The sequence below is a fragment of the Pseudomonas marginalis genome (genome assembly GCF_008692035.1).
GTDB classification, from domain to species: domain Bacteria; phylum Pseudomonadota; class Gammaproteobacteria; order Pseudomonadales; family Pseudomonadaceae; genus Aquipseudomonas; species Aquipseudomonas marginalis.
In genome coordinates, this window is the sequence record NZ_VTFG01000001.1 from 1889451 (window position 1) to 1909068 (window position 19618).

19 protein-coding genes and 3 pseudogenes are annotated in these 19618 nt (G+C 59.6%); 10 read left to right on the forward strand and 12 right to left on the reverse strand.

Annotation, left to right across the window (positions count from 1 at the left end):
• Nucleotides 1-44 precede the first annotated feature (44 nt).
• The 9 genes from FX984_RS08450 to FX984_RS08490 form a co-directional block, all read right to left on the reverse strand.
• Nucleotides 45-2450: a TonB-dependent receptor gene (locus FX984_RS08450; RefSeq protein ID WP_146476535.1), complete on the reverse strand. Its 2406-nt coding sequence runs from the start codon at nucleotides 2448-2450 to the stop codon at nucleotides 45-47.
• Between the two features lie 122 nt (nucleotides 2451-2572).
• Complete coding sequence (locus tag FX984_RS08455) at nucleotides 2573-4183, reverse strand: gamma-glutamyltransferase family protein (protein ID WP_146476536.1); 1611 nt, start codon at nucleotides 4181-4183, stop codon at nucleotides 2573-2575.
• Nucleotides 4184-4205: 22 nt separating this feature from the next.
• A complete protein-coding gene (locus FX984_RS08460; RefSeq protein WP_027607403.1) occupies nucleotides 4206-4985 on the reverse strand; it encodes an amino acid ABC transporter ATP-binding protein in 780 nt (259 codons plus the stop codon).
• A gap of 2 nt (nucleotides 4986-4987) precedes the next feature.
• On the reverse strand, nucleotides 4988-5764 hold the full coding sequence (locus FX984_RS08465; RefSeq protein WP_027607402.1) for an amino acid ABC transporter permease: 777 nt from the start codon (nucleotides 5762-5764) through the stop codon (nucleotides 4988-4990).
• A gap of 12 nt (nucleotides 5765-5776) precedes the next feature.
• On the reverse strand, nucleotides 5777-6583 hold the full coding sequence (locus tag FX984_RS08470) for an ABC transporter substrate-binding protein (RefSeq protein ID WP_027607401.1): 807 nt from the start codon (nucleotides 6581-6583) through the stop codon (nucleotides 5777-5779).
• Between the two features lie 64 nt (nucleotides 6584-6647).
• A complete protein-coding gene (locus FX984_RS08475) occupies nucleotides 6648-7316 on the reverse strand; it encodes a GntR family transcriptional regulator (RefSeq protein WP_027607400.1) in 669 nt (222 codons plus the stop codon).
• Nucleotides 7317-7571: 255 nt separating this feature from the next.
• The gene (locus FX984_RS08480) at nucleotides 7572-8009 is read right to left on the reverse strand and encodes a hypothetical protein (RefSeq protein ID WP_027607399.1); all 438 of its coding nucleotides are present in this window, start codon (nucleotides 8007-8009) and stop codon (nucleotides 7572-7574) included.
• A 57-nt stretch (nucleotides 8010-8066) separates the two neighbouring features.
• The gene (locus tag FX984_RS08485; protein WP_146476537.1) at nucleotides 8067-9350 is read right to left on the reverse strand and encodes a HAMP domain-containing sensor histidine kinase; all 1284 of its coding nucleotides are present in this window, start codon (nucleotides 9348-9350) and stop codon (nucleotides 8067-8069) included.
• Nucleotides 9347-10030 carry a response regulator transcription factor gene (locus FX984_RS08490; RefSeq protein ID WP_027607397.1) on the reverse strand — a complete coding sequence of 228 codons (684 nt, stop codon included), beginning with the start codon at nucleotides 10028-10030 and terminating at the stop codon, nucleotides 9347-9349. The genes FX984_RS08485 and FX984_RS08490 overlap by 4 nt, the downstream gene beginning before the upstream one ends.
• Before the next feature lie 196 nt (nucleotides 10031-10226).
• Between FX984_RS08490 and bamA the strand changes: the two genes are divergently transcribed.
• From bamA to FX984_RS08510, 4 genes and pseudogenes are all read left to right on the forward strand, one after another.
• Nucleotides 10227-12593, forward strand: a complete 2367-nt coding sequence (bamA, locus tag FX984_RS08495) for an outer membrane protein assembly factor BamA (protein WP_108574141.1) — start codon at nucleotides 10227-10229, stop codon at nucleotides 12591-12593.
• Nucleotides 12594-12758: 165 nt separating this feature from the next.
• Nucleotides 12759-13613, forward strand: a complete 855-nt coding sequence (locus tag FX984_RS08500) for a lipopolysaccharide biosynthesis protein (RefSeq protein WP_146476538.1) — start codon at nucleotides 12759-12761, stop codon at nucleotides 13611-13613.
• An 802-nt stretch (nucleotides 13614-14415) separates the two neighbouring features.
• The gene (locus FX984_RS08505; protein ID WP_146476539.1) at nucleotides 14416-14685 is read left to right on the forward strand and encodes a hypothetical protein; all 270 of its coding nucleotides are present in this window, start codon (nucleotides 14416-14418) and stop codon (nucleotides 14683-14685) included.
• A 76-nt stretch (nucleotides 14686-14761) separates the two neighbouring features.
• A pseudogene (locus FX984_RS08510) lies at nucleotides 14762-14971 on the forward strand (hypothetical protein).
• 3 nt (nucleotides 14972-14974) lie between these two features.
• Here FX984_RS08510 and umuC read toward each other — a convergent pair.
• Nucleotides 14975-16249 carry a translesion error-prone DNA polymerase V subunit UmuC gene (gene umuC / locus FX984_RS08515; protein ID WP_146476540.1) on the reverse strand — a complete coding sequence of 425 codons (1275 nt, stop codon included), beginning with the start codon at nucleotides 16247-16249 and terminating at the stop codon, nucleotides 14975-14977.
• Entirely contained in the window at nucleotides 16242-16667 is a 426-nt protein-coding gene (locus FX984_RS08520) for a LexA family protein (RefSeq protein ID WP_146476541.1), read from the reverse strand. The genes umuC and FX984_RS08520 overlap by 8 nt, the downstream gene beginning before the upstream one ends.
• 101 nt (nucleotides 16668-16768) lie before the next feature.
• On the opposite strand from FX984_RS08520, the pseudogene FX984_RS08525 reads away from it, so the two are divergent.
• A pseudogene (locus FX984_RS08525) lies at nucleotides 16769-17519 on the forward strand (SOS response-associated peptidase family protein).
• A 163-nt stretch (nucleotides 17520-17682) separates the two neighbouring features.
• Entirely contained in the window at nucleotides 17683-17946 is a 264-nt protein-coding gene (locus FX984_RS08530; protein WP_146476542.1) for a hypothetical protein, read from the forward strand.
• Nucleotides 17947-17974: 28 nt separating this feature from the next.
• Here the strand turns inward: FX984_RS08530 and FX984_RS33160 are convergent.
• Nucleotides 17975-18049 (reverse strand): annotated as a pseudogene (locus tag FX984_RS33160) (lysis protein); the annotation flags it as partial.
• Between the two features lie 243 nt (nucleotides 18050-18292).
• Between FX984_RS33160 and FX984_RS08535 the strand changes: the two are divergent.
• From FX984_RS08535 to FX984_RS08550, 4 genes are read left to right on the forward strand one after another with little or no spacing between them, the layout of a single operon-like run.
• Nucleotides 18293-18511: a hypothetical protein gene (locus FX984_RS08535; protein ID WP_146476543.1), complete on the forward strand. Its 219-nt coding sequence runs from the start codon at nucleotides 18293-18295 to the stop codon at nucleotides 18509-18511.
• Nucleotides 18512-18542: 31 nt separating this feature from the next.
• On the forward strand, nucleotides 18543-18740 hold the full coding sequence (locus tag FX984_RS08540) for a DUF4224 domain-containing protein (protein WP_146476544.1): 198 nt from the start codon (nucleotides 18543-18545) through the stop codon (nucleotides 18738-18740).
• Nucleotides 18741-18772: 32 nt separating this feature from the next.
• A complete protein-coding gene (locus FX984_RS08545) occupies nucleotides 18773-19012 on the forward strand; it encodes an excisionase (protein ID WP_146476545.1) in 240 nt (79 codons plus the stop codon).
• Nucleotides 19009-19239 (forward strand): hypothetical protein, encoded by a 231-nt coding sequence (locus FX984_RS08550; RefSeq protein WP_223841610.1) that lies wholly within the window; start codon nucleotides 19009-19011, stop codon nucleotides 19237-19239. The genes FX984_RS08545 and FX984_RS08550 overlap by 4 nt, the downstream gene beginning before the upstream one ends.
• Nucleotides 19240-19618 lie beyond the last annotated feature (379 nt).

Here is a 19618-nt window from a genome sequence, read left to right on the forward strand (position 1 = left end):
CCGCAATCGGGGGCAAGCCCCCCTCCCACATTTTTAATCCGCGTCTAAAAGTCGACGGTGGCAGACAGCAGATAGGTGCGCGGGGTCGACAGGGTCAGCCCCGGCTCGCTGTCATCCGATGCGCCGGCCGAACTCCAGTAGCGCTTGTCGGCGACGTTCTCCACGTTCGCCCGCAGGGTGATGTGCTTGTCATCGACCTTGAACGCATAGCGGGCGCCGACGTCGATGCGGTTCCAGGCGTCGATTTCCTTGACGTTGGACTGGTCCAGGTATTGGGAGCTGGAGTGGATGCCACGGCTGGTCAGGGTCAGGCCTTCGAGGGTCGGGACATCCCACTCGGCACCGAGGTTGACGTTGTACTTGGGCGTGGCCGGCGCGCGGTTGCCGTCCCAGGCGCCATTGGTGGTGTCCTTCAATTTGCTGTCGATGTACATCACGCCGCCGAGCAGGCGCACGCCCTTGAGGGGTTCGCCGAACACGCTCAGCTCCGCACCGGTGTTCTGGCGCTTGCCATTGGGACCGAACAGCCGCGACGTGGCGTTGGTCTCGTAGGCCGGTTGCTTGATGCGGAACACCGCGGCGGTGACGGCGAAGGCGCCGGCGTCGTACTTGGCGCCGACTTCCACCTGGCGGCTGATAAAGGGCGGGAAGATCTGGTCTTCGTTGCGCGACGTAGATGGTGCGATCTTGCCCTGGCTCAACCCTTCCATGTAGTTGGCGTACAGCGACAGCTTGTCGGTGGCCTTGAACAGCAGGCCGCCCGAAGGCGAGATCTTTTCTTCATCGTAGTTGGTCTTGCCTTTGATGCCGTCGCTCCAGTCATCCACGATCACGCGCTGCCAGCGCGCACCGAGGGTGAGCAACAGGCGGTCATCGAAGAAACCCAGGGTGTCGGACAAGGCCACGCCACTGAACGTGTTCTCGGTATAGACCTTCGCATCCTGGCGCGTGGCCACCGACGGCGTCGGGGTTTGCACGGGGTTGTAGAGATTGCTCGATGCGTTGGCATAACGCGCACCGCCGTTGGTGAAGTCCATATAGAAGTAGCTGGCGGCCAGGTTGACCTCATGGCTCACCGGCCCGGTGTGGAACCAGTTACGCACGCCGGCCGTGGCGGTACGGACGTTTTCATCGCGGGTGAAGTCCCGGGGCTGCACGGTGAAATCACCGGCCGCATTGGTCACCGAAACAGCATGGCGCAGGAACTCGTGGTTGCTTTTGCGCGCGCCGACACCGCCGTAGAGCATCACCGAATCGCTGAGGTCATATTCGGCATTCAGCGTACCGAAGGTGTCCTTGGTGCGGGCCTTGCTCCAGGACTGCGCATAGTTGCGGCGCACATCGTTGGCGCTGGGCACCGGCGCGGCAGCCGCGACTTGCACACGCTCCTGCGGCGCATCGGTGTCGCGCTCGGTGCGGCCGATATCGGTGGAAAGGCGCAGGCGCTCGCCACGAAAATCCAGGCCCAGCACGGCCATCTCACGGTCGACGCTCTGGTGGTCCCATTCGGTATCGCCGGACTGCTTCACGCCGTTGAAGCGCAGGCCGAACTTGTTGTCCTCGCCAAAGCGCCGGCCCACATCCACGGCGCCACCGGCCTGGCTGTCGGAGGCCCAGGTGCCGGTGAACGAGGTGATGTCCTTGTCGGTGGCGCGCTTGGGCACCACGTTGATCCCGCCGCCCACGCTGCCGCGCGGCGAGATGCCGTTGATCAACTGGGTGGGGCCTTTGAAGATGTCGACGCGGTCGGCCATCTCCATGTCGATGGTGTAGGTCGGCAGCACGCCGTACAGTCCGTTGTACGACACATCACTGTTGAACAGGCTGAAGCCGCGAATGGTGAACTGTTCATAACGCCCACCGGCCGGGTTGGTGGCGCGTACCGACGGGTCGCTGGCGATCAGGTCGCCGAGGGTGCGCGCCTGCTGGTTTTTCACCGCGTCCTGGGTGTAGGTGGTCATGCTGAACGGGGTTTCCATGAAGTCCCGGGTGCCCAGCAGGCCTTGCGAGCCACGCCGCGCCACCTGGCCACCGGCGTAGGTGTCGCCGTCGTACAGGCCGGTGGTACCGAGAATCGACGTGGGCGCCAGCTCCAGGCTGCCGCCCTCCGGCACCGGCACCAGCATGTAGGCCTGCTCCCCCATGGGCTGCAATTGCAGGCCGGAGCCTTGCAGCAAGCGGGCAAAGCCCTCTTCCACGCCATATTCGCCGGATAAACCGCTGCTGCTGCGCCCGCTGACCAGCGCCGGGTCCACCGACAGGTTGACCCCCGACAGCCCGGCAAAACGGGTCAACGCCGCACTCAGGCTGCCGGCCGGCACCTGGTAGCTGCGGCGCGCGGCGCTGTCTTCGGCATAGCTGACGGGGACGAACAAGGGGCTGGCGCTGAGGCTCAGCATCAGGCTCAGTTTGAGCAACGGGCGCAAGCGCAAGGGGTGGACTGCGGGCATTGGAAGAAGCTCTCGATTTTGTTCACTTGCCTGGAATGACAGGCGAGGTGAAAAAAGGGGACAGGCTTCGACCAACTTTTTTCAAAATGGCAGGGCAATGGCGGCGCCATGCCCTGCCCTGGTTACCATACCGCGATATGGGAATCCGCACGCGGTTCGGTGCCGCCGCACAGCACGCCGCTGACCGGGTCGCGCAGGATGATCTGCCCACGGCCGTAGTCGGTGAGGTCGCTGGCGATCTGCACCTGGTGACCACGCCGGGCCAGGGCATTGGCCAGGTCGCGGGAGGCACCCTGCTCGATGCCGACCTTCATGTCGCCCAGCCATTGCCAGCGCGGCGCATCCAGTGCGGCCTGGGGGTTGAGGCCGAAGTCCACCAGGTTCATCACCATCTGTACGTGACCCTGGGGCTGCATGTAGCCGCCCATCACGCCGAACGGGCCCAGGGCCTGGCCGTCCTTGGTGAGGAAACCGGGGATGATGGTGTGGAAGGTTTTCTTGCCTGCTGCCAGGCAGTTGGCGTGGCTCGGGTCGAGGCTGAATTCCTGCCCACGGTTCTGCAACGCAATGCCGCTGTCGGGCAGTACCACGCCGGAGCCGAAGCCGTGGTAGTTGCTCTGGATGAACGAGACCATATTGCCTTCGGCGTCCGCCGTGGCCAGGTACACCGTGCCGCTGGCGTGCGGGTCACCGGGCTTGGGCGCCTGGGCCTGTTCGCCGATCTGGCTGCGACGGCGCGCGCTGTAGTCGTCGCTGAGCAGGTCGGCCACTGCCACGCGCATGTGCAGCGGGTCGGTGATGTAATGCAGGCCGTCGCTGTAGGCGAGCTTCATGGCCTCGAGCTGGCGGTGCCAGGTCTGTTGGCTGTCGCGGTGATCGAAGGTGAAGCCTTCGAGGATGTTCAGCGCCATCAGCGCCACCAGGCCCTGGCCGCTCGGCGGGATTTCCCAGACGTCGACACCGCGATAATTGATGTGGATCGGGTCCACCCACTGTGCGCGGTAGTCCTTGAGATCACTGGCGCGCAGGTAACCCCCGGTGGCCCGTGAGTGGGCGTCCAGGCGTGCGGCCAGGGCACCGCGATACAGGCTTTCGCAACGGCTGGCGGCGAGTTCTTCCAGGGTCCGCGCCTGGGCCGGGTTGCGGAAAATCTCGCCCGCTTGGGGTGCGCGCCCATCGATGAGGAACGTGTCGAACCAGGCTTGCAGCACTTCATCGCGGTGCGGGCTGAATTCGTTCAAGGAGATCTGCCATTGGTGGGCAACCACCGGTGACAGCGGGAAACCCTCGCGGGCCAGGCGGATGGCCGGTTGCAGCAACTCGGCAAACGCCAGCTTGCCGAAGCGTTGCGACAGCTCCGCCCAGGCCGATGGGCAGCCGGGCACGGTCACCGGGGTCCAGCCGTACAGCGGCACCCGATCGTGCCCGGCAGCCTTGACCGCCTCGACACTCAAGGCGCCCGGCGCATGGCCATTGCCGTTCAGGCCATGCAACTGGCCCTTGCACCACACCAGGGCAAACGCATCGCCGCCCAGGCCGCAGCCGGTGGGCTCCACCACCGTGAGCGCGGCCGCCGTGGCGATGGCCGCGTCGATGGCGTTACCGCCCTTTTGCATGATCTCGATACCGGCCTGGGCAGCCAGGGGCTGGGACGCGGCGACCATGCCACGGCGGGCAAATACGCTCTGGCGCTGCGATGGATAGGGATACTCGTGAGCAGAAAATTTCAACATGGCAAAGGCTCTTCAAAAAAAGTCATAACACACGGCTGAGAAACGCCCGGGTCCGGGGATGACTGGGGTGGCTGAAGATCTGTTCCGGCGGCCCTTGTTCGATGAGTTCGCCCTGGTCGAGAACCACCACGCGGTCTGCCACTTCCCGGGCAAAGCCCATTTCATGGGTGACCACCACCATGGTCATGCCCTCCTCGGCCAGCTCTTTCATCACCTGCAGCACTTCGCCGACGGTTTCCGGGTCGAGGGCGCTGGTGGGTTCGTCGAACAGCATGGCCTGGGGTTTCATCGCCAGGGCGCGGGCGATGGCGACCCGTTGCTGCTGGCCGCCGGAGAGCATCGACGGGTAATGGCTGGCCTTGTCCGCCAGGCCGACCCGCGCCAACAGGCCACGGGCCTGTTCCAGTGCTTCGGCACGTGGCGTGCCGAGGACCTGGATCGGCGCTTCAATGATGTTTTCCAGCGCCGTCATATGGGGGAACAGGTTGAAGCGCTGGAACACCATGCCAATGTCGCGGCGCTGGCGGGCGATGTTGCGCTCCGAATCACGCACCAGGCTGCCGTCGCTGCGCTCGCGATAGCCCATGGCGCGGCCGTTGACGCGGATGCGCCCGCCCTGGATGTCTTCCAGCAGGTTGATGCAGCGGATAAAGGTGGTCTTGCCCGAGCCCGAGGCGCCGATCAGCACCACCACTTCGCCGCGCCGTACTTGCAGCGAGATACCCTTGAGGATCTGCAACGCGCCGAACGACTTCTGAATATCCAGTGCCTCAATGATCAGCTCTTCACTTTGGTGCGCCATGGTTATCGTCCCCTCAGCAGTTTCAGGGTGCTGCGCCCGAACATGCGGCTGGCTGCCGGTGGTGGCGCGGAAGGCCGGTCGGACTGGCTGAAGCGGGCTTCGAGCCAGCGCTGGAAAAAGCCCCAGAGGGTGGTCAGCGTCAGGAAGTACAAGGCAACCACCAGGTACAGCTCGAACACCCGGAAGGTGGCCGAGGTGATCATCTGGGTGCTGAGCAGCAGTTCCTGCACACCGATCACGCTGACCAGGGTGGTGTTCTTGAGCATCACGTTGAACTCATTGCCCAGCGGCGGCACGATCACCCGGAACGCCTGGGGCAGCACGATGCGCCGCATCAACTTGGCGAAGCCCATGCCCAGGGAGCGCCCGGCTTCATATTGGCCCTTGTCCACCGCGCCGATGCCGGCACGGATGATCTCGGCCATGTAGGCACCTTCGTTGAGGCCCAGGGCAATGATCGCCGCCTGGATATTGCCGGGGACGATCAGGCCGAACAGTTCGATATCCTCAAAGCGGAAAATCCCGCCCGCCGCCAGCGCCGTGTACAGAAACACGATCTGCACCAGCAGCGGCGTGCCGCGCATCAGCCACACGTAAAAACGCACCGGCAGATGCAACAGCGGGTTCTTCGACAAGCGCAACAACGCCGCCGCCAGCCCCAGCGCGCAGCCCAGCAGCATCGCCAGTACGCTGATCAGGCAGGTCAGCCACAGCCCCGTGAGGTAAACCCCGCTGGGCTGCAGCAGGTACTGCCAGAACACATCCCAATTGAAATTCATTGCAGGTACGCCTCAGTCGAGTGTGTCGCTGCTGACATGCCATTTGTCCAGCAACTGCACATAGCTGCCATCGCTGCGCATATCGCTGATCACCTGCTGCACGGCGGCGGTCAGTTGCGGGTCGTCCTTGCGTATGCCCAGGCCGGTGAGGATGCGGCTGAACGCCGGCACGCCTTCCTGGAACAGGTCCGGGGCCATTGCTGCGTAGTAACCGGCGGTTTCCACGGTGGTGCCGTAGGCGTCGACCTGGCTGATGCGCAGGGCCTGGAACGCGTCGGTGTCGGTGTTGTAGACCACCAGTTTCATCGGGGGCTTGCCGGCCTTGGCCAGGCTTTCATTGTGGGCATCGAGCAGGGTCTTGATGGTGGAGCCGTTGAGCACCGCGACCTTGTGCGCGGACAGGTCATCCAGCGCCTTGATGCCCTTGGGGTTGCCCTTGGGCACCACCACCGACTGGCTGGAATACATGTAGTTGACGATGTCGATCACCTGGCGCCGCTCGGGTTTGTCGAACAGCTGGTCGACGATCATGTCGCACTGCTGGGCGAGCAGCGCCGGCACCAGGCCAGAGAACGGAATCACCCGCCATTGCACTTGCTTGTCGCCCAGGCGCCTGGCGATTTCCAGGCCCAGGTCGACGGTGAGCCCGCGGGGTTTCTGGGCTTCGTCGAAGGACACCAGGGGCGGGGAATCCATCCCCGAGCAATAGACAAGTTTGTCGACTTTTTGCAGACGATCCGGCACTTGAGGCGCAGCAAAGGCCCCTTGTGCGCAGAGACCGAAGGAGACAGCCACCAGCAAGGCGCGGCATTTATGCATGACCGGACACTCCAGTTCGTTGAATAACGGGGCAGGACTAAAGTCAAAACACAGCGGGTGTTTCTTATTGTTCGGTTTGCAGGAACTGGATCAGCGCCGGCACGGTGCCTTCGATGTGTTCGCGCACCACGGCTTCGGCGCGGGCGGCATCGCCGGCGCGGATCGCATCGAGGATCACCGCGTGTTCCTGGCGGGCGCTGAGGGGTTTTTCGCCGTGCTGCAACCACAAGCGCATGGGCGCCTCGACCAGCGAGTACAGCGCCGAAATCTGCTTCATCAAGCGTGGGCGGCCGCTGAGGCTGCACAGGTATTCATGGAACGCGCGATGGCGGCTGACCCAGGCGGCGCTCTCATCGCGGTAGTCGTCCATCGCGTCGAGCATGCGCTCCAGGGCCGCGAGTTGACGCTCACCGATACGGCCGACGGCCACGCGCACCGCCAGGCCTTCGAGGGCGCTGCGCATCTCGAACACTTCGTGCAGCTCATCGATATCCAGACCGCTGACGATCGCGCCACGGTTGGGCCGCAGGGTCACCAGGCCCTGGGCATCCAGGCGGCGAAAGGCTTCGCGCACCGGCATGCGGCTCATGCCGATCTCGCTGGCGATGTCTTCGGCGATCAGCCGGTCGCCCTTGCGGTAGCGGCCGCCGCAAATGGCATCGAGCAGAAAGTTGTAGGCCTCCTCCTCGGCGGTGAGGGGCTGGCGGTCAACGTAAGCGGGAGCGAATTGCATCGGCAGCACCTTTTGAATTTTTGTATCCAATTATCCACGAATACAAAAAAGCAGAATGCGTGCCAACGGCCTGGGCCAGGAGCCAAGTGATTGATTCAGATCGGATAGAAGGGAAAAAGCTGGCGCTGGCGTTGAAAAGTCGCGTGGGAATTTGCTACCCAATGGCGCAGAAGATGCCCCATTGGTGGGCGGAAGTAACAAGCAGGACGTGGGTGAGATGCTTTTGCTTGAGGCGAATCCAGCCCACCGTTGGCGTTATGGCTCGGCCGAATAGATGACGGTTTGCGCGCTGTTTTCGCCGACCGCCTGGCGGGTGAAATAGGTGTCGCCTTCGTCGGTGAGGATCTCGTAGTCGGCCTTACGGGCCGGGCTGGCGTGCTTGATGATTTTCAGCACGCGCTGGAATTTCACGCTTAGCGTGCCGTTGTGGCTGGGCCCGGTGAGCACATTGACGCTTTGAAACCAGCCGGCGTGCCGCTGGTTGCTCACCAACGCGTGGCTCATCGCCTCGAAACGTTCCAACCGCGTGAAGCCCCACAGGGTCTGTTCTTCGACGGTGGCGCCCGGCGTAGCGGCGCCGGTAAACACAAACAGATTGATCGCCGGGCTGTCTTCGCAAAAGAAGTCGTAAGGGACCAGGCCGTCGACCATTTTCCTGCCGGGCACGAAGCCCTTTTTATGCACCTGAAACATCGCCACCTCCACTCAATCAATGGCGACAAGTCTAATGAGGCGCGACGTACAGGGCGGTCAAGCCAATGTAATGTCGTGTAAAGATCGCGCGCTGTGCAGGGTGATCTCCACTGTCAGCCCGCCGCCCGGCTCGTTGCGCGCGAGGATGTGGCCGCCGTGCATCTGGACGGCCCTCGCAGCAATGGCCAGCCCCAGGCCAAACCCCACGCTGGCATCGCCCACACCACGTTCGAACGGCTGGAAAATGCTGTGCAGCCGGTCATTGTCGACGCCCGGTCCTTGGTCGGTGATCTGTACCGTGAGGCGGTTCGCATCGTGGTTGACCTGCGCCGACACGCACACGGTGGTGTCCGGCCGGGTGTAGCGTACGGCATTGCGGATCACGTTCTCGAAGCAGCGGTACAACAACTCACCGCTGACGCAGGCGATAAACGGCGGGCACGCCTGCAGGTGCACGCGACAGCCTTTGATGCCAGCTTCGAACTGCGCATCTTCAACGATCATCGCCAGCAATTCGACGATATCCACGGGCTCGCGCTCGATACTTTCCGGACGGCCTTGCAGGCGCGCCAGGGTCAGCAGCGCTTCGATCAGGGTGTCCATGCGCTCGGATTCGCGCTCGATGCGTTCGAGCATTTCCAGGCGGGCGGCGTCCTGGCGCAACAGGCCGATGGCCGCCTGCATGCGCGTCAGCGGGGAGCGCAGTTCATGGGAGATGTCGTGCAGCAGTTGCTGCTGGGCCTCCACCAGCCCCTTCAACTGGTTGGCCATGCGGTCGCAGTCTTCCGCCAGGTCGACGATCTCGTCGCGACGCTTGCCCATGGCCGGCTTGACCCGGGTTTCGAAGCGTCCCTTGGCCGCGTCGCTCATGGCGCGCTTCAGGTAAGCCAGGGGCCAGGCCAGGTAATAGGCCATGTAGCCGCTGAACAGCGCACTCATCAATGTGCCGATGATCAACGGAATCTGGTGCCAGGGCCGGCCGGGCGGGTTACCGGGCGCGTGGGTCGACCTGATCGACAGCGCCACGCCTTCCTTGCTGACGACCGCTCGCTCATAGGCCGGCTGCGTCACCGGCCCACCTATCAGCAATTGCCCGGCACTGTTGTAGACGCCGATGGCCTCATCCGCCGGGCGCTCCCACACCGCCAGGAGCTGGCCGCCCGCCTCGACACCGAACGTTTGCAGTAGCTTGTCTTCGGCCGCCAGCATGGCTTCCACATGCGGGTCATTCGGCTGGAAACGGCCCAGTTCAAGCACGCCGACGCCCACCAGGAAGGTCAAGGTGGTCGCCAGCCAGAAGGCCAGGAACAGTTTCCAGAACAGCAGGCTGGGCCTGGTCATTCGGCAATCAACAAGTAGCCGAGGCCACGTACGCTCTGGATCCAGGCCTTGGCGTCCGGGCGCGGCCCGAGTTTTTGCCGGATGCTGCTGATATGCACGTCGATGCGCCGGTCGTAGCGGGTCAGCGGGCAACCGAGGGCATTGAGTGACAGATCCTTTTTACTCACTACCTGGCCGGCACTGCGGGCCAGCTCTTCCAGCAGGCTGAACTCGGTGCTGGTCACACCCAGCTCGAGGCCGTTCCACAGGGCCTGGCGCCTGCCGGGCCACAACACCAGCGCGCCGGTCTTGATCACTTCGGTGGTCGGCTGGCCCACCGGCTGCACCCTGCGCATGATGGCGCGCAGGCGCGCGACCAGTTCGCCGGGGGAGCTGGGCTTGGGCACGTAATCATCGGCGCCGAGTTCCAGGCCGGTGATGCGGTCGATGTTGTCACCACGGGCGGTGAGCAGCACTACGGGTACCTGGCTGACGACGCGGATGCGCCGGAGCACTTCGATGCCCGAGCGCTGGGGCAGCATCACGTCCAGCACCACAATGCTGTAGCGCCCCGACAGCGCCTCCACCTCGCCCTCCTCCCCCGTGTGCACGGCCGTGGTCTCAAAGCCTTCGCGCGCGAGGTATTGGCTCAGCATGTCAGTCAGTTCCTGGTCGTCGTCGACCAACAATACGCGGATCATCTCGGGCTCGTCGGTGGGGGGTTGCGCATTATCGGCCCGGCATCGGCATCCCAGGCCAAACTTTACCTAACTTGACATTCGGTTAACCGCACCAAACGCCCCTCGCTCGTATGCTGGATGTTCACCAGTCCGGCCGCGCGGCGAGTTGTCCATGCGTGCCGGCGCTGCTTGTCGATGTGTTCTGGAAAAGATCTTGATGAATTTTTCGCGCCTGCTCTGCTCGGTTGCGCTGCTGCTCAATGCCTCACTGGCACTCGCCCAAGGCTTCAAAATCTCGGATATTCGAATCAACGGCCTGCAACGGGTCTCTGCAGGCAGCGTGTTCGGGGCATTACCCCTGAACGTCGGCGACGAAGCAGATGACCGGCGCCTGGTGGACTCGACCCGCGCGCTGTTCAAGACCGGTTACTTCCAGGACATCCAACTGAGCCGCGAAGGCGATGTGTTGATCATCAATGTAGTCGAGCGTCCTTCGGTTGCCAGTATCGAGTTCGAGGGCAACAAGGCGATTGCCACCGATGACCTGATGAAAGGCATGAAGCAATCGGGCCTTGCCGAGGGCGAGATTTTCCAACGCGCCACCCTGGAAGGGATACGCAACGAGTTGCAGCGCCAGTACGTTGCCCAGGGCCGTTACTCGGCGTCGGTCGACGCGCAGGTGGTGGCTCAGCCGCGTAACCGCGTGGGCTTGAAAATCAAGATCGACGAAGGTGAAGTGGCGTCGATCCAGCACATCAACGTGGTAGGCAACACGGTGTTCCCCGACGATGCCCTGATCGACCAGTTCACCCTCAAGACCAGCAACTGGCTGTCGTTTTTCAAGAACGACGACAAATACGCACGGGAGAAGCTGTCGGGCGACCTTGAACGCTTGCGCTCCTATTACCTGGACCGTGGCTATATCAACATGGATATCACCTCGACCCAGGTCTCGATGACCCCGGACAAAAAGCACGTCTACATCACCGTGAACATCCAGGAAGGCCAGAAATACGCGGTGCGCGAGGTGAAGCTCAGTGGTGAGCTGAAAGTCCCGCAGGACCAGGTCCAGTCCTTGCTGCTGGTGCAGAAGGGCCAGGTGTTCTCACGCAAACTGATGACCACCACCTCGGAGCTGATTACCCGTCGCCTGGGCAACGAAGGCTACACCTTCGCCAACGTCAACGGCGTGCCGCAGGCCCACGATGAAGACCACACGGTTGACGTCACGTTCTCCGTCGACCCCGGTAAGCGGGCCTACGTCAACCGTATCAACTTCCGTGGCAATACCAAGACCGACGACAAGGTGCTGCGGCGGGAAATGCGCCAGATGGAAGGTGGCTGGGCGTCAACCTACCTGATCGATCAGTCCAAGGTGCGCCTGGAGCGCCTGGGGTTCTTCAAGGAGGTGAACGTCGAGACGCCTGCGGTGGCCGGCCTCGATGACCAGTTGGATGTGAACTACGCCGTGGAAGAACAGGCGTCCGGTTCGATTACCGCCAGTGTCGGCTTTGCCCAGAGTTCGGGGCTGATCCTCGGCGGCTCGATCACCCAGAACAATTTCCTCGGCACCGGCAACTACGCCAGCCTGGGGCTGACCCGCTCGTCCTACCAGAGCAAGTACAACATCGGTTTCACCGATCCCTACTTCACCACCGACGGGGTGAGCCTGGGTTACAACGCGTTCTACAGCAAGACCGACTACAACAAGTACTACGATGACGGGGTTTCCTATTACGCCATCAATAGTTTTGGCCTGGGCACCACCCTCGGTTACCCGATCAATGAAACCTCGCGCTTGAACTTTGGCCTGACCGTACAACACGACAGCATCGAACCGGGCACCTACAGCGCCGACGAGATCTACGACTTTATCGAGCGCGAAGGCAAGGAATTCACCAACTTCAAGGCCAACCTTGGCTGGTCGGAGTCGACCTTGAACAAAGGCGTGCTGGCGACTCGCGGGCATTCGCAAAACCTCAACCTGATGGTGACGGTGCCCGGCAGCGACCTGAGTTTCTACAAAATCGACTACACGGGGCAGACGTTCCTGCCTGTCAGCAACACCACATCACTGCGCTTTCACACCAAGCTCGGCTACGGCAGCGGCTACGGCTCCACGGACGGGCTGCCCTTCTATGAAACCTACACCGCCGGCGGCGAAGGCACGGTGCGCGGCTTTGAAAGCGGCACCCTCGGCCCGCGCAACACCCCGGCAACCGGTGCCTACGCCAGTGCCGGGCAGGCGTACTACTCGGACCGGGACACCGAGTCGCTGGGCGGCAATATCCTGATAACCGGCGGCGCGGAGTACCTGTTCCCGGTGCCGTTCATCAAAGACAACAAATCCGTGCGAACCTCGTTGTTCTGGGACGTAGGGACGGTGTATTCGGACAAGTGCTACCTCAGCACGACCCAGGGCTGCGGCAGCGTGGACCTAAGCCAGATGGCCAGTTCGGTGGGAGTTGGGGTGACATGGTACAGCCCGCTGGGGCCGCTGAGTGTGAACTTGGCCTACCCGATTCGCACACCGGAGAACGCGGACAAGCAGGTGTTTCAGTTCTCCATGGGGCAGACGTTTTAAAGGTTGCGGCGTGTTGATGCGTTTCCCCCTTCTCGGAAAGGCCCTACACAAATACCGGACGTCTGGCGAAGCCGCGTTTATGTATTGTTTTTTATAAAGGAACTCCGCTATCGAGCCTTGGTCGGCTGATGTGTGGATTTTCCTTTCACTACGCGGATAGATCGGATGAAACAGATGCCCTTCGTCGAGGCCAAGCCTGTTGCCGACAAAAAGCTGGCTTTGTTTGCACCCGTGCCAGCGCCATGGCGTTCAAGCGCACACCCGCTGCACCTGCACGATTTTGCTGCCTGTCGGAATGTCGAATCAGGCGCGGTTTTTATTATCGCTTCCGGCCTGTCAGCCAAATCATTCCCCCTCGAAAAGTTCGCGCACGTGCCCATGATCACCATGAATGGCGCGATTTCGATGTTTATGAACACCGACATCAAGCCGAGTTTTTACGCCTGCACGGACAGAAGCTTTTCCAAACAGCAGCCGGATTTATTCAACTACGCCATGGCTGTCAGCCAAAGGGTCGCGCTGTGGGAAGACCATGCGCAATCCTCCCATGCTCGTCCAACCGGGCAGCTCTACCCGCTGTCCAAGGCGCCAAAACCGTCGTGGATCGATGTGGCGCTCGGAAGATCAAAAGAGCTGGTTACTGATCACCCCTTGATCGCCTTTCGGAAACGGTCCATCGGGTTCAGCAAGGACATGAGCCAGGGCTTTTTTGATGCCCGAACCGTGGCCTACCTGGCCATCCAGCTGGCATTCCACGTCGGGTTCTCCAAGGTTTTCCTGGTGGGCGTCGACCTGGACGAAAAGTCGGGGAGGTTTTACGAAACGAAGGACTCCATAAACTCCCCCTGCGGGCTCGACCAGCACTATTACACCCGCATACTGCCGTCGTTCGAGTTGATGTCCAAGAAAGTCATCGGGGATGACTTCATGGTTTACAACTTATCCGATATTTCGAAGATTCCGGCGAGTGTGATTCCGCGTATCAGCGTCGCTCAAGTGGAAGCGATGCTCCACCAGTAGACACACAGTCGGCCTGGAGGCCTTCGCCAACTCCCTGCACTACACACATTGGGTGTCGGCAGCTGAGGGCCCTTCTCAAAAAATCCGAATATCAGCCCGGATACTTCAGTCTTTTTTAGCAGGAGATTGAAGGAGTTATCTGGATTGGGTTCCACGGCCAGCGAGAAGAATGGCGGGGGCCTTCTGTTGCATAGTGAGCACTATGCCCTGGGCCATTTGGGGCTTACGCTGAAGCGTATGCGCTGATCGTACTTCAGATCTGCCTATGCTCAATGAACCTGTGCGGGTTTAAAAAGAATTTTCAGAATCAGCAGACGTAACTCATCCAGGACCTTGATGGCCGGAAGCTTTCAGTGCATTGGCTGGATCCAAGCGTGGGGCGGTGACGATCTTGAGGAGGAAGTTGGGATGATCCCCCGCAAAAGTCCCTATGCGTAAAAAAGCCGAACTGGCTGGAGTTCGGCTAAGTCACTGAAAAATATGGTCGGGACGGAGTGATTCGAACACTCGACCCCTAGCACCCCATGCTGGGGACTGAATAAATATAAACTATTGTTTTATATCAAAAATAACCTGTTTTACCCATAACAAAACATCCTTTTTTTTGTGATTATGCAAACGTAAACACGCGGCCTCCAGAAGAGGTTTTGCGCAAGAGCCATCGCCAATTTCTTTCAACAGAATCTGCGCGCAAAAAGGCTAAAACCACCAGATCCTTGACAAGTCAAGATAAATGTGAGATTATTATTTTGTGTTAGTGTTTTTAGCTAGTGAGGTGAGTTCAATTCTCATTAGCCCTACTATGATTGCCCCTTTGCTGCTTCTCGGTCTTTTGCGTCTCACAAGTGTTGTATTGCAAAAAAACTCTGAACCAGTAGTTAAAACATCAAATAAGGGGGTATCTATGCCAAAGAAAAACAAGTCTCGTGTTGGAACTTTTGCAGTAAGTTATGTTGCATGTTTTCTTGAGACAGCATGGGCAGCCATGGTAGCGGTCGCGGTGACCGGCACAGGCGGTGACCAGGGTAGCCTGGCACTAGCTAAAAACATTATTTCACATCGCTGTTTTTGAGCTTTCGATTCTTTTCGAGCAGTCTGTGGATAACCATATCTCCTGCTATGCTGGCTTCTTCTCTGGAAGCTATCCAATGCCAAACTCAGACCTACTCCCCTCCCTTCTGCCCAAGCTCTACGAAAACTAGCTGGCCCTTGAGGCTTCCATCATGGATCTATCGAACTGGGTGGAGCAGCGTGGCTCCGCCGAGGTCGCAGAAAATATCCGGGGCGCGCTGCACACCATCGACGGCAACGAAGAGTTCATTAAGCTGACCCTAGCTGTGCTCATGGCGCCGGAGTGATCACTACTTGCAGGCCACCGACCAAAGCTGGTCGAGCTTGGTGGTATAGCTCTGGCTCATCATCTCACGCCGCATCCCCCAGTCAGGATTGGTAGGCACGCTGGCCGACCGCAGCGTTCCCCTTCCCCATCGATCGTTGATTTGGTCCAGCACCGACATGACCCGCGTTGCTTCTGCCGGCTGCGAGACCGCGAACAGATCATCGGTGTACTCGCCAGGCTGGCAGAGGTTTAGCAGCATCACCTCGGCCTTGCTGTACTTGAATCCTGGGCGGAAAATACGGTCGAGCGCATCAACGGCGGCTTTGGTTAGTAGTCGAACGTCATCGGTTGGATACGGCATGTCCACCACCACCCCGTCCGCATACTTCGCCTCGTCCGGGTTGAACATGCCGGTGCGTATGCACACTCGGACCTTCTTGCAGAGCGAGTTCTGGGCGCGGAGCTTTTCAGAGGCTCGCATCATGTAGGTGGCCACCGCCTCTTTGATCGGGGCAAGCTCAGTCAAGCGCATGCCAAACATCCGGCTGCAGCAAATTTCCTGCTTCGGCGGATCGGGTTCGTCCAGCTCCAGACACGAGGTGCCGGCCAGCTCGCGCGCCGTCTTCTCGATGACAACACTGAATTTCTTACGAAGCGTCCAAGGATCGGCTTTGGCCAGGTCCATTGCGGACTTAATGCCCAGGGCGTCGAGGTGGAGCTTCATTTTGCGGCCCACGCCCCACACCTCAGATACATCGGTGTTGCGCAAAACCCAATCACGCTTCACCGGGTCCGTGATGTTTACCACTCCCCCGGTCTGAGCCTGCAAGCGTTTTGCCGTATGGTTTGCCAGCTTGGCCAGGGTCTTCGTATTGGCGATGCCGACACCAACGGGAATGCCGGTACATCGCAGTACTTGGGCTCGGATCTGCCTGCCGAGCACGTCAAGTTCACCAATCCCAGTGAGGTCGGCGAAGGCTTCGTCGATGCTGTAGATCTCCACAGCCGGCACCATGCTCTCGATCAGAGTCATCACTCGCTCGCTCATATCACCGTACAAGGCATAGTTCGATGAAAACGGGATGATCCCGTGCTGCTTAAGCTTTTGCTTAATCAGAAAATACGGCTCGCCCATCTTGATGAAGGGCTTGGCGTCGTAGCTTCGCGCAATGACACATCCATCGTTGTTACTAAGCACGACGATAGGCGTCTTGGCCAAGTCAGGCCGAAACACCCGCTCGCAACTGGCATAGAAGCTGTTGCAGTCGATCAGCGCGAATACTGGTGGATTAGACATGACTGCGGACAGTGCTGGTGATCACGCCCCAGATTGACAGCTCGTCGCCTTCCAGCACGTAGCGTGCTGGGTACTTCGGGTTTTCGGATAGCAAGATCACTTCCTTGCCACGCTTACACAGTCGCTTGCACATAGGGTCATTGTTGAGCAACGCCACTACGATATGGCCGTGGGCCGGCTCAATGGAGCGATCCACCACCGCCAGATCACCCTCGAATATTCCGGCGCCCTGCATGCTTTCGCCGGTGATCATCACCAAGTAGACGTGCGGGGCCCTGATATTGAGTACTTCATCCAGGGAAATATGCTGCTCAATGTGATCGGCCGCAGGGGATGGAAAGCCGGCCGGTACATGGAACGAGCAGAGAGGCAGTTTGACGCCGCCGCTGGCGATTGGACCCAGGATGTTGAAGCTCATGACAATGCCTTGTGCAAATACTGTACGAATGTACAGTTAACTTTGTACGAGGCTTGCGGTCAATTTCTCTGTAGGGGATTTCGACGGGCGGAGGTGTGGCTATGTGCGGTCGATTCGTGCAGTACGAGGGGATGGCGATCTATATCGAGGAGCTGAGCCCTCAGATCGAGCTGTTCGGTGGCTACGACGCCGAGCCAATAAACCGGTTCAATATTGCGCCGTCGACGCGTGTGCAACTGCTGCACAGCAAAGAGGATGGGTTGCACATTGATGCTGTGCCATGGGGATGGGCGCCGTTCTGGGCGAAAGGCAAACGGCCAGACCCGATAAATGCCCGGGTAGAGACCGTGACGACTGGTAAGTTTTTCAAACAGCTTTGGCCTACGGGCCGTGCGATCGTGCCTAGCGAGGGCTGGTATGAGTGGGTCAGAGGCCTAGACGACCCGGAAAAAGAAGCAGCCCTACTTCATCAGGTTGAAAAGCAGAAAGCCCATGTTCTTTGGCGCCTTGGCCCAGGTTCACCCAGGCCTCGACCCGCACGACGGTGACGGCTTCGTCATCATCACCGCTGCCAGCGACCAGGGCATGGTTGACATACATGACCGCCGGCCACTGGTGCTTACCCCTGAGCACGCCAATGAATGGCTAGACCCTGATCTTTCGCCGAAGCGCGCGGAGGAAATCGCGAAAGAGCTGTGCCAGCCGACCGAACAGTTTGAATGGTTCCCTGTAGGCAAAGCGGTGGGCAACGTGAGGAATCAAGGTCCAGAGCTTATAGAGCCGGATCCATCAGCTGAAAAACCACATGACGAACACGACAGCGGTGACCCAACCCAGGGTAAGCAAAAATGAAAGACCTGCAAGCCGCTTGTCCATAGTCCGTTAACTAACCCAATGATCGCCTGCACTAACTGCAGCCTAGTAGACGATCAATGGCCTAAATAAATTCAAAGCGTCGCCGATAGCGCTGGTAAGTGCCCCATGTCGGGGAAGCACGTTGCTACGGATCCATGCTATGAACGACATCTATTTGCTTGTGGAGCACGGGAGAGATCAGGGCGAGGTCTACATATTGGGTTGGTTTGACGATAAAGAAACTGCCCGTGACATGGCGGAAGCCAAGGAATGGCAGGCCTACCGCGCAGCTTTAAGCGGGGATGCGTCGTGGGCTATGCAAACACCAATACCACCTGACCAAACTAAATATCGCCGTTTTTGGGTCCAGGAGATTTCCAGATTTAATGCTGCTCAGACTCATCAGGCATCGGCGGTACACTAGCAGAACCTCCGCTCAACCGATTGCCTAATAATACCCGCACATATGCCTGGCATGCCCGCAGCGCGATCAGTCCTTGGTCGCCCGCGTCGGTGGTGGCGATAATTCAGTCTTCATACGCCCCGCTGCTGATGTCGGATTTGTAACTGGCCCAGGCGATAGCGGCCTCCCTCTGAGCGTAACCTTTCACGACCTTTTCACAGTCAAGCGCCTATGGTCATCTCAGCTCCTAGTGAACATCCCTTTAAGCCCGCCATCCCCATCGCGGGCTTTTCTTTGCCTTCGTTTTGCCTGGGCGACTGCTCTTGCCTGGTCTACGCTCATCACACCATCGAATGGAGATACAGCGATGCCGTCCCCCGCATACTCCCTCCCTGACATCTTGGAGCGGATCTACGAGAACCAGCTCGCCCTGGAGGCCGCCATTATGGAGTTGACTCTCTGGGCAGAAGACAGCGAAACCTCAAACGTAGGTGAGAACGTCCGCGGCGCTCTGGAGACGATCGGCGAGAACGCCGGGCATATCAAACAGGGCTTGGCGCGCATCAAGCAGAATGGAAAGATGTAGCCTTGTCAGATATCGCGCCTGGAGAACCCCGATGTTTTTAACGAAGGACGAGGTGGCAGAGCTCACTGGCTATCAAAAGCCGAGTGCTCAAATCAGATGGTTACAGGAGCAACAATTCGGATTTGTCGTGGGAGGTGACGGCATCCCAAAAGTGCTAAGCCAAGTCGTAATCAGTCGCCTGGGAGGCCAGACGGCTCAGAAAAAAAGCCCTGAGCTCCGACTAAAATAACGGCTCACATAAGCCCATTGGCAGGTGAAATCATGACCAAATTGACTCTCGCAGAATGGGCTGCTGACCACTTTAAAACGCCGCCTAGCCCGAATACCCTGCGCAAGTGGGCCCGCGAAGGCCGCATTACACCTAAACCTATCAAGCACGGGCGTAATTACTACGTAGATGCGCATTCGCAGTACAAGGAACCCGAGAAGCTTGTGAGAAGATCTCCCGGCGGTACTCTCATAGAAAGAGTTGAAGCAACTCGAAGTAGGTTCGGATTATGAAAATCGTGTCCCAAATAACCGTAAAACTGCGGAGGCTCATGGAAGTCGGCGAGTATAGAAAGCTGCGGTATGTCGGAAACAAGCCCAGCCTGCAGCAACTGAAGAAGTGGATTGAAGAGGACGAGATCATCGGTGAGATCACGGGAGGGATGTACTTTGTAGACGTACAGGCGGCGATATTGGGTTCGAACGATCCGCTGCTCGCACAGATGCTCAAAATTGACTGACTGCTTGCCAACCTCTAAGTCATTTCGGAGGTAGCGTTCGTTTTTCCAGTCAATGCTACCAGCTGGACTAAAGTCTCTTGTGCAGTCCCGCTGATCATAATCAGGAGAACGTTATGTCGAAGTCGTCAGGTAGTAAGAGCAGTTCGGGATCATCAAGCAAGGGTAGCGTCAGTGCAGGAGGTGGTTCCAAAACTCCGGCAGTACCTAATCTGCCAAGCACCACGGGTAATCCTTCTGGTGGCGGCAGAGGGAATGCTCCACCGAAAGGGAAATAGTGTTTAGCGGCCATCCACACTCCGTGGCTGGCCTTTTTACTTTGAGTGACCAATCTTCGCACCTGCGTGCGTTACGACTGTAACTTGATCAACCTAACACTAGC

Excerpts from the sequence above, each read along its gene's own strand:
- bamA (WP_108574141.1), top strand. The coding sequence starts at position 10,227 with ATGAATTTTTCGCGCCTGCTCTGCTCGGTTGCGCTGCTGCTCAATGCC.
- FX984_RS08530 (WP_146476542.1), top strand. The coding sequence starts at position 17,683 with ATGAACGACATCTATTTGCTTGTGGAGCACGGGAGAGATCAGGGCGAG.
- FX984_RS08470 (WP_027607401.1), bottom strand. The coding sequence starts at position 6,583 with ATGCATAAATGCCGCGCCTTGCTGGTGGCTGTCTCCTTCGGTCTCTGC.
- FX984_RS08475 (WP_027607400.1), bottom strand. The coding sequence starts at position 7,316 with ATGCAATTCGCTCCCGCTTACGTTGACCGCCAGCCCCTCACCGCCGAG.
- FX984_RS08460 (WP_027607403.1), bottom strand. The coding sequence starts at position 4,985 with ATGGCGCACCAAAGTGAAGAGCTGATCATTGAGGCACTGGATATTCAG.
- FX984_RS08500 (WP_146476538.1), top strand. The coding sequence starts at position 12,759 with ATGAAACAGATGCCCTTCGTCGAGGCCAAGCCTGTTGCCGACAAAAAG.
- FX984_RS08505 (WP_146476539.1), top strand. The coding sequence starts at position 14,416 with ATGATTGCCCCTTTGCTGCTTCTCGGTCTTTTGCGTCTCACAAGTGTT.
- umuC (WP_146476540.1), bottom strand. The coding sequence starts at position 16,249 with ATGTCTAATCCACCAGTATTCGCGCTGATCGACTGCAACAGCTTCTAT.
- FX984_RS08455 (WP_146476536.1), bottom strand. The coding sequence starts at position 4,183 with ATGTTGAAATTTTCTGCTCACGAGTATCCCTATCCATCGCAGCGCCAG.
- FX984_RS08490 (WP_027607397.1), bottom strand. The coding sequence starts at position 10,030 with ATGATCCGCGTATTGTTGGTCGACGACGACCAGGAACTGACTGACATG.
- FX984_RS08450 (WP_146476535.1), bottom strand. The coding sequence starts at position 2,450 with ATGCCCGCAGTCCACCCCTTGCGCTTGCGCCCGTTGCTCAAACTGAGC.
- FX984_RS08550 (WP_223841610.1), top strand. The coding sequence starts at position 19,009 with ATGAAAATCGTGTCCCAAATAACCGTAAAACTGCGGAGGCTCATGGAA.
- FX984_RS08535 (WP_146476543.1), top strand. The coding sequence starts at position 18,293 with ATGCCGTCCCCCGCATACTCCCTCCCTGACATCTTGGAGCGGATCTAC.
- FX984_RS08520 (WP_146476541.1), bottom strand. The coding sequence starts at position 16,667 with ATGAGCTTCAACATCCTGGGTCCAATCGCCAGCGGCGGCGTCAAACTG.
- FX984_RS08480 (WP_027607399.1), bottom strand. The coding sequence starts at position 8,009 with ATGTTTCAGGTGCATAAAAAGGGCTTCGTGCCCGGCAGGAAAATGGTC.
- FX984_RS08485 (WP_146476537.1), bottom strand. The coding sequence starts at position 9,350 with ATGACCAGGCCCAGCCTGCTGTTCTGGAAACTGTTCCTGGCCTTCTGG.
- FX984_RS08465 (WP_027607402.1), bottom strand. The coding sequence starts at position 5,764 with ATGAATTTCAATTGGGATGTGTTCTGGCAGTACCTGCTGCAGCCCAGC.
- FX984_RS08545 (WP_146476545.1), top strand. The coding sequence starts at position 18,773 with ATGACCAAATTGACTCTCGCAGAATGGGCTGCTGACCACTTTAAAACG.
- FX984_RS08540 (WP_146476544.1), top strand. The coding sequence starts at position 18,543 with ATGTTTTTAACGAAGGACGAGGTGGCAGAGCTCACTGGCTATCAAAAG.